The following is a 15,454-nucleotide window of genomic DNA, read 5'->3' as shown; positions in this document are numbered from 1 at the left end:
GCGAGGCGAGCCAGTGACACAGCAGACAATTCACGAAACAATCGAAAAGTTGCACGGTTCGCTATCGGACTATATCGAGGCAACCTACCACATCAGCGCGCCGAAACTGATTGCGCAAAGGCAAGAACTTTTGGATCGCGCCGGTGTAATATACCAGGTCCCCTATCTGGAATCGACACCACGGTACCAGGCCGGATCGAATTTTTCCGACATAGAGAATATCCCGCAAGCGGCGCTCGAAGCATACACCACCTTGTCGAAGAAGGACGGCGAGCATTCCCGCCTTCTGTACGATCCGCCCTACAGCCATCAGGCCCAGGCGATACAAGGAAGCCTGATAGAAAAGAAGAATCTCGTGATAATGACGGGAACCGGCTCCGGGAAAACGGAGTCGTTCCTTCTGCCCATTCTCGGGAAATTTGCGCGCGAAGCGAAAGAGAACCCAAAGAGTTTTCACGACTACCCCGCAATGAGAGCGCTCGTACTTTATCCGATGAACGCGCTCGTCAACGACCAGTTGGGGCGCTTGCGCTCCCTGTTTGGCGACCCGCGCCTTGTCGAACTGTTTAAGAGTTGGTGTGGCCGCCCTGCGCGCTTTGCCAGATACACAAGCCGGACACCCTACGCAGGGCTGCGAACGTCGAAGAAAGACTCCCTCCGTCTCAAAGCTTTTGATGAATTCTACGTTGAAATCCTGCGCGGCTGCGAAAGCGAGGATGACGAAGAGCGGGAAGCGTCCAAGGAACTTCTTGCAGCGCTTAAGGAAAAGGGAAAATGGCCAGCCAAGGCCGACCTTGCGTCGTGGTTCGGCGAAAAAGGCAGCTATTGGCAGGACAGGAAGACGGGCGAGTTTATTCGGGCGGTAACGGAGCCGGATGACACCGAACTCGTGACCCGGCACGAGGTACAGGAGGCTCCTGCGGACCTTCTCGTAACAAACTACTCGATGCTGGAATACATGCTGATGCGGCCTGTCGAACGGCCAATCTTCGACAGGACACGCGAATGGCTCGCTGCGAACAAGAACGAGACGTTCCTGATTGTTCTTGACGAGGCGCACCTATACCGCGGCGCTGCGGGCGCAGAGGTCGGCCTTCTAATCAGACGGTTGCGCGACCGGCTGGGAGTGCCGCCCGAGAGATTCCAGGTGATTTGCGCCACGGCAAGCTTCAAGAGCCCAACCTATGCGCCGGAGTTCGGTGCCCAACTTTCCGGACTTCCGGCAAACACGTTCGTGCCCATACAAGGCGACCTGGCACTGAATGACCACGATTCAAAGGGTAGCCAGCAAGACGCAGAGGCTCTTGCATCGGTAAATCTTACAGCGTTCCAGGAATCACCAGACGAAGAGCAGCGCCTTACGGCTGTTCAAACTTTGCTGGAGTATAGAGGGGTAGAGGCATCCGGCAGTGCAGATCGCGCCTTGTATGATGCGCTGAATGATTTTGGCCCCATGGGCCGCCTCGTCAACACGACCATGAAAGAGGCAAAGCCGATTGCGGACCTCGGTGACTTCCTGTTCTCGGGGGTGGCAAAGGAAGTGGCCGACACTGCCGTTACAAACCTGATGGCTCTTGGCAGTACGGCCAGGCCGGAACCGCATTTGCCAGGGCTGCTTCCTTGCCGCATTCACAACTTCTTCCGCGGGTTGCCTGGCCTGTGGGTTTGCATGGACCCCGACTGCTCCGAACTGGAGGAAGAGGCCAAAAGCGGCATCTGCGGGAAAATGTACTCCCAGCCGCACGAGCGCTGCGGTTGCGGCGCGCGTGTTCTGGAACTTTTTACGTGCAGGAACTGCGGTACGGCCTACGCCCGCGCATATAGTGACGACGTAGATACGCCGTCTGCGCTCTGGTCTGAGCCCGGCCAGAAACTCCGCATGGCGACAGGCGAAACAAGCCCCTTGCTTGCCCTTGATCTACTACTCGTTGAACCCTCGAAAGAAGGCGTTGCAGAGCTAGCGGACTATGATCTCGAAACGGGTCGCCTCAATCCGCCCGTCATGGGATCACGGATGCGCAGCGTCTATATCAGGCGTGACCGGTTGGCCGATGCAACCGATGAAGAGGACGACACCGACAAGAGCTTGGAGTCGCGCGGACAGTTCGTGCCATGTGGTGTTTGCGGCAGAGACGCGAACTTCGGACGTAGTTCCGTACAGAACCACCAGACCAAAGGCGACCAGCCCTTCCAAGCGCTGGTGGCTCGTCAGATTCAGATTCAGCCTCCTGCCCCCGTCGAAGAGTCCAGCTTTGCTCCGCTGCAAGGCCGTAAGGTGTTGGCGTTCTCTGACTCGAGACAGGTTGCAGCGCGCCTGGCTCCAAACCTGCAAATGTACTCCGTACGCGACTCACTTCGGCCCATGATCGCGTGGGGATATGATCGCCTGCAAAAGGTTGATGTTCTAAAGAACAATCTGTGTCTTGAAGACCTGTATTTGGCAGTCCTTTTGGCTTCCAAGGAACTTGGAGTCCGGCTTCGTCCCGAGTTGAAGTCGGCTGAAAACTTCGATGCCGAGATCAAAGTTGCCGAGGCTGTGGCCAACGGCGATGTCGATGACGACTTCTCGCTCCAGAGCCTTCTCATTGAAATGCGCGGTGAGAGTCCGCCGGAGGCGTTGCTCGAAGATATCGTCACCTCCCTCGGCGACAGGTTTCTTGGGTTTGAAGCGCTGGCGCTTGCTTCACTTTCCGAGAAGGCGAAGCACACCAAGGTACTCGAAGCTCTCCCCGACATCCCTGGCGTAGCCGAAACACCGGAAGGAAAAGTGGCACTCGCCCGTGCATGGATCAGATGCTGGACGAATGGCCGAAAAGGTTTCTGGCTTAGCAGGATGCCGGGTGTCTGGTGGGAGCGGTCCAGGTCTGACGGCACCGCCGTCAAAGGCGATAAGGGTGCATTTCCCACTGCCATGTCGGTTGTTGTGCCCGACAAGGCGGCCCTGAAACTCTACAGGGACAAATGGCTTCCCATTCTTCTAAAGACATTCACTCAGGACATGGGTGCAGGGAAACGGCGGCTAAATGGCAGTGAACTCAGTCTCCAGTTTGGCGGCGATTGGATACACTGCGATAGCTGCAAATCCGTACACAGACCAGTTCCCGGACTGAGTCACTGTCTTGATTGCGGCGGCATCCAAACGCGCGAACTCTTGCCGGACACTGATCCGGTGTTTCAGGCGCGCAAAGGCTACTACCGGAACCCCGTTATCGAGGCGCTCGGTACGCCTCCCAGAAAGCCCATGGCGCTCATTGTTGCCGAACATACGGCTCAGTTGAACGCGCCGCAAAACGAGGACGTGTTCTCGAAGGCCGAGGAAAACGAACTTCTCTTTCAGGACATCAAGCTACTTGCACGTAGCCGACAGATGACGGCTATCGACATCCTTTCAAGTACCACAACGATGGAAGTGGGTATCGATCTGGGTGCTCTTTCGGGAGTCGCTCTACGCAATATGCCGCCAGGTCGGGCAAACTATCAGCAGCGCGCCGGTCGTGCCGGTCGCCGTGGCAATGCTGTCGCCACAGTTGTTGCTTTCGGTAGTTCCGACAGCCACGATGAACACTACTTCTCCGAGCCGGATGGGATGATCCGCGGTGACGTAGTTGATCCGAAACTGACCCTGGACAACCCGGAAATCGTCCGTCGTCACATACGTGCGTTTCTCCTTCAAAGCTACCATCAGGCAAAGCTGCCGAAAATTGACCCAGAGCAGCGCCATGATCTCTTTTCGGTTCTGGGCACGGTCGATGAGTTCAGAAAGCCGGGCTCGATCTTGAACCGCGATGATCTGGAAGTCTGGCTCAAAGCAAACGAGTCAGCACTTGCGGCGCGCGTAGCCGCGTGGATTCCGAAAGAACTGGAAGAGGAAGACCGGATAGTTCTGCTTTCAACCATGGTCGCGGACTGCCTTGAAGCCATCGATGAAGCCATCAAACCAGCTGACGGCGAAGCCGCGGATGACGATGGCGAAGACGATGAAGGCGAAACCGAAGAGGGGGCAGAAGAAGGCGAAGACCATGCAATGGGTGCCTCAGCACCCGGCAAGTTGCTTGATCGGCTGCTTTATTGCGGTAAACTTCCGCGCTACGCGTTTCCGACCGATGTCGCCACATTCCACGTGTTCGATAGATCGCGCTCGACACCCTATCGTCCGATTATGAAGTTTGCGCCCTCGCAGGGTCTGCCAATTGCCTTGTCGCAGTACGCGCCTGGCAAGCAGGTCTGGATATCGAGTAAGTGCTATACTTCCGGAGCCATCTATTCCGTCATGAAGGACGAGCGTTTCGAGGCTTGGCAATCCCGCCGCATCTACATGGAATGCAGTGAATGCGGCTACGCCAGGACTTTGGGACAGGACGAGATCGCCCGCAATGACATTACCGATTGCAATGCCTGCGGCGGCGAAGCGACCTTCGGCCCTGCTCGAAACTGGATGAGGCCTCCGGGATTTGCGCATCCGATAAGCGAAGACGAGGTCACTTCACCGGACGACATGCCCGAGACCAGCTATGCCACACGGGCAAAGCTGACCATGGGAACGCCAGCCGAAGACGGCGGCTGGATTCAAACGAATGATCGAATTCGCGGACTGAAATCACGACAGCACTTGCTTGTATCGAACACAGGTCCTGGCAAGGAGGGCTACACCTACTGCGTCAAGTGCGGGCGTATCGAGGCGAGCAGCACTCAAACGCCGATACTGTCCGGCCCCCACAGGAAGCCTTATCCCGACAAGGACGACAGTCTCATTTGCGACGGCACGTCCCCAACCCGTCACCTTGTGCTTGGGACTGACTTTATCACTGATATCGCCCTGTTCTCTTTGCGGGTGACCGCTCCAATGAATCTGAAACCGGGCCGCTTCGAGACGGGCGTTGCCCTGCGAACGGTGAGCGAGGCGCTGGCAAAGGCCGCTTGCCTAATGCTGGAAATCGAACCCGGCGAGTTGATGGCAGAGTACCGGCCTGCCCTCACGCCCGCGGGATCAAGCGGGCTCGAAGCCGAAATCTTCTTGTATGACACGCTTCCCGGCGGGGCCGGGTTCTCCAGCCAGGTTGCCGAACGCGGTCTGGAGCTTTTTGAACTTGCGCTCAAGCACTTGCAGACTTGTCCCGAGAACTGCGATGCCTCTTGCTACCGGTGTCTGCGCAGCTTCAAGAACAAGTTCGAACACAGTCACCTCGACAGACACGTAGGAGCGGAACTCATCAGCTACCTCCTCACCGGAGCGCAGCCCCAGTTCCACCCTGCACGGATAAAGTCCTCGACAGAGTTGCTCGCCAACGACCTCCAACGTCAGAATGACGGGAGCTTGAACCTAAAAACTTTTGTTGAAGTCCCGACAAATAGCGGCGGGTCGATTGTTGCACCAATCCTGGTGGAGGACACCAAGGGCGCAAAGCACGTAGTTGCCCTATCCGGACCTCTTACAACAGACCATCCCGCAGACAAGGGCGTAGCCGAGTATCGTTTGCAGGGTGGGGCGATCAAGGTGCTTGTCGAAAATGAACTACTGGTCCGCGCTCATCTTCCCGAGGCGACACGCCGGACGCAGCAAAAGTTGCGGGGAGAAAAGTTGTAGGAGCGGATGAGGCCAGCCAATGATCGAGTTGATAGGTGTAAATGAAGGAAAAGAGTATGAGGCGGCATTGCATATCAGAAGCCTCAGAGCCCGCCCCGAAATGAGTTGAGCGATATCAGAGGGTTGTGATTCACGTCGGTTTGCAACGACTGACGGAGGCCCGATGCCCTGGGATGATATCGCCCGCGCGGAATATGCGCGACGGTCAGCGCGCTATGCAAGCGACCTGACGGATCGGGAATGGGAGGTGATCGCCGCCTACATGCCTGATCGACGCGGTCTGGGCCGCCCGCGCACGACCGATCTGCGGGAGGTGATGAACGCGATCCTTTACATCGCCTCGACCGGCTGCCCTTGGCGCTATCTACCGACGGAGTTTCCGCCTGTTTCGGCCGTGCAGCGTTACTTCTACCGCTGGCGGGACGAAGGCTTCTGGCCCGCACTCAACAATGCGCTGGTGATGGTGTCACGGGAGCTGGAGGGGCGCGAGGCGTCTCCGACCGCAGGCGTGATCGACAGTCAGAGCGTGAAAACCACAGAGGCGGGAGGGGTTTGCGGCTACGACGCTGGGAAAAAGATCAGGGGCCGCAAGCGCCACATGGTGGTCGATACGATTGGGCTGATGGTTGGCCTGGTCGTTCACGGCGCCGGCGTGCAGGACCGCGACGGCGCCCCGCTCGTGCTGGCGTCCATCCGCAGACGCTGACCGTGGCTGCGCCACGTCTTCGCAGACGGCGGCTATGCCGGGAAGAAACTGCGCCGCGCCCTGACCGGGTTCGGCGACTGGCGCATCGAGATCATCAAGCGATCTGATCGCGCCGAAGGGTTCGAGATCATTCCAAGGCGATGGGTTGTCGAGCGCACCTTCGCATGGCTTGGAAGATGCCGCCGTCTCGCCAAGGACTGGGAGCGATCCATCGCCTCGTCCGAGGCGTGGGCGAACGTCGCGCATATCCGACTGCTCACCAGACGCCTCGCAAGGTATTGTTATGTTTGACCGAGTTTCGAGCCAGGCTCTTACATTTTTGCCTTGTCCGAACTCCCCTAACAGTCTGAATCGAATGAGTAAGTTTGCGGCTCGAAATTCCTGATTCCGGGCGCATGAAATCCACTCGGGAAAGCCAACCGCGGACGAGTCGGGCCGGTTCAATCTACCCTGAAACCCTCATATTCCAAGGGTTTGAAAGGAATTTCATCGAGAGTTCGTGCATTTCTTCGAAACTGCTCTGCCGCGCGGCGCTTTTCTCATTGCGTTCCAGCAGAACCTGCTTTTCCTGTTCCAGCTGGGCGACCCGCTTTTCATAGGCGGAGATGATTGCCGGGCTATTCGCGTCAACGATAGGCTCACGACGCGGCTCGGTCTGCTTCACCAGCTACTTCACGTTCGCTTTCACACTGGCGACCAATTGGGCGGCCCGCCGATTGCGCTGAAGATGGTTTCCGGGCGAGGCGTTGAAGCACCGACGGCAGGGATCGCCGCATCGTCACCATCCCGCTCGAAACGGTTTGTGAGTTGGACGCCCGGAAAGAGCCTCATGAGCACTCACCAAGCCGACGAAGGCATTCGGGCTCCGGAAGACCAAGCCCACCGAGACCATGCGCCGTTCCAAGGACGAACGGCACATCCGACAGCGCTGTCAACACCCTTGCAGCGAAGCCGGTCACGCATCATAAACGCGGCACCCCAGCAACCTCGCTCCGCAAACCTGTGGGAGTCAACGCTCCCGAACGCTCGCTAAAAGTGAAAGTCACTCATGGACGTTCAGCCAAACAGGGCGCGGCCGCCGCGCGATCTGACGAAGCCGAAACGCTCACGCTCGGAGTGCGCCGCCGAAAAGATCTCGCCAGAGCCGAAACACGATCCCGATGACGTCTCATCTGTATTGGGCGTGGAAGTTCCCCTACTGCTTGTCGCTCTTTAGGCGACTGCGGTTTCATGTTCCTCCCTCAACGCGAAAGAAGCGACTTTCCAAGGAAGCCAAATGATCCCTTTCATTGACCTCAAAACCCAATATGCGCGCCTGAAGGACGATATCGACACGCGCATCCACGCCGTTCTCGATGGCGGGCAATACGTGATGGGGCCGGCCGTGACCGCGTTCGAGGAGGAGCTCTGCGCCTATACCGGCGCGCGCAACGCGATCAGCTGCTCGTCGGGGACCGACGCGCTCTTCATGCCGCTCCTGGCCATGGGCGTGGGCGCGGGGGACGCGGTCTTCGTGCCGTCCTTCACCTACACCTCCACGGCCGAGGCGATCCTGCTGGCCGGCGCCGCGCCGGTCTTCGTGGACGTCGATCCGGGGACCTTCCTGATCGACATGGACGATCTGCGCGCCAAGATCGCGCAGACCCGCGCCGCCGGGCGGCTGACGCCGCGGGTGATCATGCCGGTGGACCTGTTCGGTCAACCCGCCGACTACGCGGCGCTCAACGCGCTGGCGCGCGAGGAGGACCTGAAGATCGTGGCCGACGCCGCACAGGCCTTCGGGGCGCGCAAGGGCGGGACGATGGTCGGCGCGATGACCGACATCACCTCGACCTCCTTCTATCCGTCGAAGCCGTTGGGCTGCTATGGCGACGGCGGGGCGATCTTCACCGATGACGACGCGCTGGCGGACGTCCTGCGCTCGGTGCGCTCGCACGGCAAGGGCGCGCATAAATACGACGTGGTGCGCGTCGGCGTGAACGGGCGCCTGGATTCGATCCAGGCGGCGGTCCTGTCGTCCAAGCTCTCGATCTTCGAGGATGAGCTGGCCAGCCGCGAGCGCGTCGCGCAGCGCTACGACGCGGCGCTGGCGGAGGTGGTGCGCGTGCCCGCGCGCGTGTCCGACAGCCGGAGCGTCTGGGCCCAGTACACCATCCGCACCACCGAGCGCGAGCGGCTTCAGGCCGGGTGCAAGGAGAGGAGCGTCCCGACGATGGTCTTCTACCCCGTGCCGATGCACCTGCAGCCGGCCTACAGCGCCTATGGCGACGGCGAAGGCTCGCTTCCCGCGTCCGAACAGGCCGCGCGCGAGGTCGTCAGCCTGCCGATGAACCCGTATCTGAGCGAGACCCAGGTCGACGCCGTTTGCGATGCTATCCGGGACGCGCTTTCCGTCGCGCAGTTGGCGGAGTGAGCGACGCCCCCATCGAGATCCAGGAGGGCGCGATCGTCGATCAGCCCGGCGGCGGCCCCGAGCCCAGCCGTTTCGGGCCGGGGGGCGTGCTGCGCCGCGGGACGATCGTCTACACCGGCGTGACGGCGGGTCGGAACCTGCAGACCGGCCATCACGTCACGATCCGCGGCGGCGCCGTGATCGGGGACCATGTGGTGATCGGGACCAACACCGTGCTCGACGGGCTGCTGACGATCGGCGACTTCGTCAAGATCGAGACCGGCTGCTACCTGCCCACGCACATGTCAGTGGGAAACCGGGTGTTCATCGGGCCCTGCGTGACCTTCACCAATGACCGTTACCCGCTCAAGATGCGCGACGCCTACCTGCGCGACGGCCCCCAGGGCGCTCATGTCGAGGACCTGGTGACCATCGGCGGGGGCTGCACGATCTGCCCCGGCGTGCGCATCGGGCGCGGCTCGTTCGTCGCCGCGGGCGCCATCGTGACGCGCGACGCGCCGCCCATGTCGCTGGTGATCGGCGCGCCCGCCCGGATCGAGCCATTGCCGGACCGGCTGCGCGAAGACAACATGGCGCTCTCGTGGCGCGATCTGATACCGGCGGATGGAGACGCCCAATGATCTTCGGAATTATCGGCTGTGGAAAACAGGCCCCCAAGCACATCAAGGGCCTCCGCGCGGCCGACGTGGATGAAATCCGCGTCTGCGACGTCGACCCGGCCCGCGCCCAAGTGCTCGCCGACGCCCTGGGGGTGACGGCGGTCCGGGACGTTCCCGCGCTCCTCTCGTCGGGTGTCACCGCCGTCTCGATCTGCACGCCGACCCCTTCGCACGCCCCGCTCATCCGTCAATGCGTCGCCGCCGGCATCCACTGGATGTGCGAGAAACCCTTGTGCGAGGATGTCGCCACTGGCGAGGCCCTGATCCGCGAGACCGAGGCCGCGGGATTGACCGGCGCCGTCGGCTGGATCTACCGACAGGTTCCAACATTGCGGCAGGGCCGCGCGCTCGCCGCGCGACAGAGCGACGGAGCGTCGCCTCTGGGGACCTTCGGATCCGCCATCTTCCGCATCGGGGGCCGCGGCAGCGCCATGCCCTGGAAGCACTATGCGGCCCAGGGCGGCGGGGCGACCCGCGAAATGATGGTCCACATGATCGACCTCGCGCAGTGGTATTTCGGCGCTCCCACGGAGGTTGAACTGCTCCAGCGTCAGCTCCGCTGGCCCGAACGGCGCATCCATGGCGAACTCCATCAGGTCGACGCCGAGGATTGGGTGCTCGCCTCGCTCAGGTTCGACGGCGGCCTCGACGTGCTGATCCAGGCGGATCTGACCTCGCCGTCCTTTACGCAATATGTCGAGCTTCATGGCGACAACGGCTCTTTCGTCGGATCCATCCAGCCCCAGCACGCGAGCTATATCTTCCTCAGGGAGGCCCGAGACCAATGGCCCGCCGGGCGCACTGAGATGGAGACCCAGCCCCACGATCTTTACCGTGGCCAGATGCGCGCTTTCGTGGCCGACATCCGGAACGGGACAAGCGAGACGGCCGACACGATGCGCGGCTCGATCGAAGTGATGCGCACCATGGAACGTCTGATTTGAAGATCCTGACCTGGATAGGCCTGGGCCGGAGCCGAGCCAAACCCGACAATACGAGCGAGAACCGCATTGCGCGGCAGGCGGCGCAGATCGACCGCCTGCGCGCGAGATGCACCCACCTTACCGAACGGCTCGGCATTGTCCGGGCGCGTGAGCTAAACCGCAAGGCGCAAGTCGACCGGTTGCGCGCGAAATGCGCCCGCCTTACCGAGCGGCTCGACATTGTCCGGGCCCGCGACCTGCGCCGGAAAGCGCAACTCGACCGCCTACGTTCACAAGCCGCGCCCCAGCTGATCACACAGCAGTTGCAGGTCGCCGATGCCGCCGTCGAGATGCTCGCCCCCCGTCTGAGCCCGGACGCAGTAGTCTTCGCGCGTGGGCTTGAATCGCTTCCCGCCGCCGCCGCGGTGGCCGAGCTTACAGGCGCGCGCCTGGTCTGCGACGTGCTCGAGGTGCGCGACTACACCCAGCGCGTGGCGCACCGAACGGCTCCCCTGACCGCGCGCGTGATCGCACAGGCCACGCAAGCGCACCTCTTGACGCGCTGCGCCCATGTGACGACCGTCAGCCCGACGATCGCCGCCGAACTGCGCGAGGGGCTCGGCGTCGCGGCGGACATTATGGGACAATGGCACACTGGCAACGCCTATGTTCCTGACCCTGACATCGAGTCCCGCCTCGCCCCGTTCGAGCGCGTCGTCACGATCAACTGCATGCAGAACGAGATCAGTCCCCTGTTGCCGGCGCTCGACGGTTTTATCGCAGCCGTGCGCGCGGGCGCGGCGGACGGAACCGCCTGCGTCGTCGCGGGGCGAATCACGCCCCCGACATTCCAACAGCAGGTGGAGGAGCATATCGAGCGCTCCGGCATGTCCGAACGGATCATGCTTCTCGGCCAACTCGAGGATGAAGCATACGGAACGGTGCTCGCGCGCACGACGCTTGGCCTCGTGACGCTCGATCCCGAGATCGGCAACCATCGGGCCTCCTTTCCGAACCGAGTGGTTGATTTCGCGGCGTTCGGCGCGCCGATCTGCGTGCCCGAGCTGCCCGATGTGCTTGGTGAACCGCGCCTGGAGGGCTATTTGCGCATCGTGCGCGCGGCGCGCGACCCGCATGCGTGGGAGGTGGCGATCGCCGCGGCGCTGAAGATGCCCGTTCGTCTCACGCCCGTGCTCGCCAGACCTGGTTGGGAGCGCGCGTTCCTGGATGGGGTTGGCGGCCGCGCGGAGGTGGCGATCGTCGACAGTTCGCTCCGCTGGCACGGCAACCGGATCAAGCGACAACTCGACGCGATCGTGCGCGCGAACCGGCCAGCCCTGTATCTGGGCCGAAACTGGAGGATCGTTGACGGAATCCGCCGCGGCGACCCCGAAACCCCCTTCGTGTTGGAAACGTTCGGCACGCCCGCGGATCTGACCTATCGCCCGGCCTGGAGCGCGCCGTCGAACACGCAGATCTGACCCGAGAGCCAGTGATGACCCACGGGCGCCATTTGCTGGGCGGCGCGATCGACCGGCTTTGGCGCATGCGAGAGGCGCGGCGCGCCGCCGCCCGGCTCAGACCCACCGATCGCCGACATCGAAGACTCCGCGCTCCCTCGCCATGCACGGCATCCGCTGACCTCAGCACATTCGGATCCGCGCGCGAGGTCGGCAAAGACGCCGGGCTGAAGGCGCTCGGGACGAGCGGTCAGGCCTTCGGGTCGCTCCCCTTGGCGGTGGCCTTGGGCGCCGGTTTCGAAGATGAACCCTTTGTCAGCGCCGCCTCCGCCTTCTCCGCCCGGCGGGTCAGGGCCTGGACGCGCTCGGCCATCGTCTTCTGCTTTTCTTGAAGCTCCTGAATGCGCGCTCTGAGGTTCTGGGTCGTCTCCACGCGGATCCGCATCGCCTCCGACTGGCGCGCGATTCTCTCGCGCAGCGGCTCAAGCGCCGTCCGGCCCTTCTCCACCTGAGCCTCGAGCTTGGCCTTGAGCTCGATGTAGTAGTCGCGCTCTGCGGTAAGGGCCGCGTCGACCCAGTCGGGCGCGTCCACGCGCTTCCGAAAGATTTCAATCGGAAAGTCGGTTGTGCGTGAGCGCGGAGAGTAGGACTTGTACTCGATATAGAGGGGGGGACCCTGAAGGTATTCTCGCTTGTAGAAGAACTCGCGCGAGTTGGCGAAGAGGAAAGCCCCGCCCGTGCGCAGCCAGACCGGCACAGCGTCCAGATAGGCGCGCGCGGCCCGATCCGGCATCTCCTGGATAGAGGAGAAGTTGATCGCCACATCGACGCTCCCGGGCGCTATGCGTCCTGCGGCCCAGGCGGGGGCCACCACGCAATCGCAATCGCGCCGGGCGAGTCCCTCCGCGTCGGTCGCATAGACCACATCCAGTCCCAGATTCCTCAGATACGCCTCGGAATAGGCGGTGGATTCAGGCACCGCGTCAACGGAGACGTAGCACAGCGGAACGTCGATATGGCGATGAGCCAGCGCGCCCAGGAGCCCGAATCCCCCCCCGATTTCGAGGATCACCACGCGTCCGTCGCGCGGCGGCAGGGACTCCACGATCCGCTTGAGGTGCACGAGACTGTGTATGGCGCTCAGATCGGTCTCGGTGACTTCCCCTGGCGAAATCGAACCGGCGTAGTCGAGCAGCAGGGCGTCGAATGTCGCTCTTTCCACGAAACGCGAGAGGTAAGCCCGATACGCCTCGATCCGGTCCGCATCTTGAAGCCGTTCGGCCACAGAGCCCACCCAGAGGGGGAGCATCTCCTCAAAGGTGGCTGGCGCATCCGGCGTGACCGGCCGCCCTATCAGCGGAGACAGGTTCCAGCGTTCGAGATCGGCAAAGTCGGAGCGTTTCTGGTCCAGCGCCGCGTAAAGCTCACGCAGCCGATCGCGTGGCGGGTCGAGCGCGACTTGCTCGGGCCTGAGCGGGCGGGCGCCCGGACCGCGAGCCGCCTTCATGACGGAATCCCTTCTTCGAGCAACAGCGCGCAATGGGCCACGATGCGCTCCGCCGCCCGCCCGTCGCCGAAGACCGGCGTCCAGTCCGCGAGCGCCGCCGCCACATTCGAATTGGCGTCCCCGTTCACGAGCACGACTCCCGGGCGCCGCTCAAGGAAGGCGGCTTCGCAGCCCTCCATCATCCGCGCGGTCTTGGTCGCATGGGTCTGCGCCTCCGCCGCGCCCTTCAGGTGATAAACCGGCACCGTCAGGCCCAGATCCTCGAAGAGCTCAACATCCATCTCGGGCGAGTAATGCTGGCCGGTATGGATAACGTAATGCGGGTGGTCCGCCGCCTGGAGCGCGTGGATGATGGGGGCCATCATGATGATGCCGGGGCGCGTGCCGACGATGACGCAGATCTCATTGGGCATTCTGCGGTTCCTGGTCAGTATTTTTCAAAGGGAATGGCGCTGACGCCATCCGGGACGGTGGAGGTCTCGGACATGGGGCAGGCCACCTTGGCGGCCACTCCAAGTCGGGTCAGGCTCGTGGCCATGCGCATCGTGCGGTTGTTCAGGGTCAGGTCGTTGAACCACACGAAGGTGACCGAGGACGGGCGCCCGAACACGTCCAGGAGCCGGTCGCGCTCCAGGTTCTCCCAGGTCATCCGGGCGCTGGCCTCGACGGTGCCCGCGCGCATCTCGTCCTGCCGCTCGAGCGCCCGGACGACGCCGTCCGCCCAGGCCTCCGCGGTGATATCGTCAATGCTCAGGCCACAATCGTAGATCCTGAGAATCTTGTCTATGTCGGGCATCATCGGCGCGACGATGGGCAGACCGCAGGCGAGATAGTCGAAGACCCGATTGGGCAGGGAGATATAATTGTTGGGGATGGACGGGTCGCGCACGATGAGGCCGATATCGGCCCCGCCGCAATATTCGATCATCTTTTGATACGGCACGGGACCGCGAAAATGCACCCTGCCCTCCAGCCCCAGGGCGGCGCGCAACGCGGTGATCTGCTCTCCGTATTCAACCGGCGCGAACGTCCCAACGACGACGAGATGGCAGTCCCTGTCCATCTTTACGAAGGCCTCCAGCACTTGCTCGAAGCCCGAAGTGATCGTGCTGATCGCCAACACCACCTTCGCCTCGCGACCGATAGCGAACTCTTCACGGAGTTCGTTCGACACCGTGAGCTCGGCATGGTTGCGCCAGTTGGGCAGCACCCGAATGTCGGCGTTCGTCTTCGAGACGATATCCCCCAGCGCCCATCCGACGGTCAGAGCGAAATCAGCCTCCTGCAGATAGCCCAGCAAGGCGTGATCGATCGTCTTGAGGACAGTCGGGTCCCATTTCGAAGGAATAGCCCGGGCCGCGAAGGAGGGGATCTCGATCACGTCGCAGGCCGCGACACCGCCGGTAAGCTCGCGCAGTCGGTCGACCGCCGGCAGAGCCTGGACCCCGTGAGCCAGATAGACGTCGGCGCGGCATTCCTCCGCGCGCGCCCCGACACGCTGCGCGAAGGTCAGATACCGGTTGAGCGGAGCATTCGGCCTGATCCGGTTAAGCTGGGCGAGTAGCCTCGTCTGCGCCCGCTCGGCGCGAGCCCTTTGGTTTCGCAGCTTGCGCCGCACCTGCGCGACGCGTCTCCGTTCATCTTTCAGTTCAGCCTTCATCTCCGCGATGCGGGTCCACTGATCTCTCAGCCTGCCTTGCAGCCGGACGAGGCGGGCCTGCTGGTCTTGCCTCGCGGCCTCCATCCTCTTGATCCGCATCCTTAGGCGAGCCTGCCCATCCCCGACGCTGGCGAGCCACACCTTGAGTCGCGCAAACACCGACGAGGGTGCGGCCGTCGCCTTACGCTCTTCCTGGCTCCCCTGCGGATCCGCCCGGGAAACCGACCCTTGATCGCGCATTAATCGCATTCGGGGGAAAAGGCGCGCGCCGCCGTGGCGATATGGCCGCCCGGGCGTCCGTCTAAACTCTTCGGACGACGTTCTTGCAATCTCATCAACCATAAATTCCCAAGGCAGCGCACCTTTGAATAGCGGATCTGGTCTTCTGTTTCACCCAAGCGACTGCTTGCGCCCCGCGTCTAATCATTCAGCATCATCTTATGGCGCAAGCACCCCAAACTATGTCGCGCAGCGAAGGATCGGAAGCTGCAATTTCGTTCGGTATCCGATCGAGTCCTTCCTCACGCCGTCGAATTCGGCAT

Annotated in this window: 9 protein-coding genes and 1 pseudogene; 6 read left to right on the top strand and 4 right to left on the bottom strand. The window is 62.2% G+C overall.

Annotation, left to right across the window (positions count from 1 at the left end; genetic code table 11):
• The first annotated feature begins 13 nt into the window (after window positions 1-13).
• The gene (locus G5B40_RS17140; RefSeq protein WP_165101149.1) at window positions 14-5,584 is read left to right on the top strand and encodes a DEAD/DEAH box helicase; all 5,571 of its coding nucleotides are present in this window, start codon (window positions 14-16) and stop codon (window positions 5,582-5,584) included.
• Window positions 5,585-5,747: 163 nt separating this feature from the next.
• Window positions 5,748-6,581, top strand: a pseudogene (locus G5B40_RS17135) (IS5 family transposase).
• Between the two features lie 154 nt (window positions 6,582-6,735).
• On the opposite strand, the gene G5B40_RS17130 reads toward G5B40_RS17135, so the two are convergent.
• Complete coding sequence (locus G5B40_RS17130) at window positions 6,736-6,954, bottom strand: hypothetical protein (protein ID WP_165101147.1); 219 nt, start codon at window positions 6,952-6,954, stop codon at window positions 6,736-6,738.
• A gap of 612 nt (window positions 6,955-7,566) precedes the next feature.
• Here G5B40_RS17130 and G5B40_RS17125 point away from each other — a divergent pair.
• The 4 genes from G5B40_RS17125 to G5B40_RS17110 are packed head-to-tail and all read left to right on the top strand — an operon-like array spanning window position 7,567 to window position 11,766.
• On the top strand, window positions 7,567-8,703 hold the full coding sequence (locus tag G5B40_RS17125; RefSeq protein ID WP_165101144.1) for a DegT/DnrJ/EryC1/StrS family aminotransferase: 1,137 nt from the start codon (window positions 7,567-7,569) through the stop codon (window positions 8,701-8,703).
• Window positions 8,700-9,323: an acyltransferase gene (locus tag G5B40_RS17120; protein ID WP_165101141.1), complete on the top strand. Its 624-nt coding sequence runs from the start codon at window positions 8,700-8,702 to the stop codon at window positions 9,321-9,323. The genes G5B40_RS17125 and G5B40_RS17120 overlap by 4 nt, the downstream gene beginning before the upstream one ends.
• Entirely contained in the window at window positions 9,320-10,306 is a 987-nt protein-coding gene (locus tag G5B40_RS17115) for a Gfo/Idh/MocA family protein (RefSeq protein WP_165101138.1), read from the top strand. Before G5B40_RS17120 ends, G5B40_RS17115 begins: the two co-directional genes overlap by 4 nt.
• Window positions 10,303-11,766 carry an AAA family ATPase gene (locus G5B40_RS17110; RefSeq protein WP_165101135.1) on the top strand — a complete coding sequence of 488 codons (1,464 nt, stop codon included), beginning with the start codon at window positions 10,303-10,305 and terminating at the stop codon, window positions 11,764-11,766. The genes G5B40_RS17115 and G5B40_RS17110 overlap by 4 nt, the downstream gene beginning before the upstream one ends.
• Before the next feature lie 229 nt (window positions 11,767-11,995).
• On the opposite strand, the gene G5B40_RS17105 is transcribed toward G5B40_RS17110, so the two are convergent.
• From G5B40_RS17105 to G5B40_RS17095, 3 genes are read right to left on the bottom strand one after another with little or no spacing between them, the layout of a single operon-like run.
• Window positions 11,996-13,252 (bottom strand): putative sugar O-methyltransferase, encoded by a 1,257-nt coding sequence (locus G5B40_RS17105; RefSeq protein WP_165101132.1) that lies wholly within the window; start codon window positions 13,250-13,252, stop codon window positions 11,996-11,998.
• A complete protein-coding gene (locus G5B40_RS17100) occupies window positions 13,249-13,665 on the bottom strand; it encodes a UDP-N-acetylglucosamine 2-epimerase (RefSeq protein ID WP_165101129.1) in 417 nt (138 codons plus the stop codon). Before G5B40_RS17100 ends, G5B40_RS17105 begins: the two co-directional genes overlap by 4 nt.
• 14 nt (window positions 13,666-13,679) lie before the next feature.
• Window positions 13,680-15,254: a glycosyltransferase gene (locus G5B40_RS17095; RefSeq protein ID WP_165101126.1), complete on the bottom strand. Its 1,575-nt coding sequence runs from the start codon at window positions 15,252-15,254 to the stop codon at window positions 13,680-13,682.
• Between the last annotated feature and the right edge of the window lie 200 nt (window positions 15,255-15,454).

It is taken from the genome of Pikeienuella piscinae (assembly GCF_011044155.1).
Taxonomy (GTDB): Bacteria; Pseudomonadota; Alphaproteobacteria; order Rhodobacterales; family Rhodobacteraceae; genus Pikeienuella; species Pikeienuella piscinae.
This window is presented reverse-complemented; position numbering and strand designations above follow the sequence as displayed.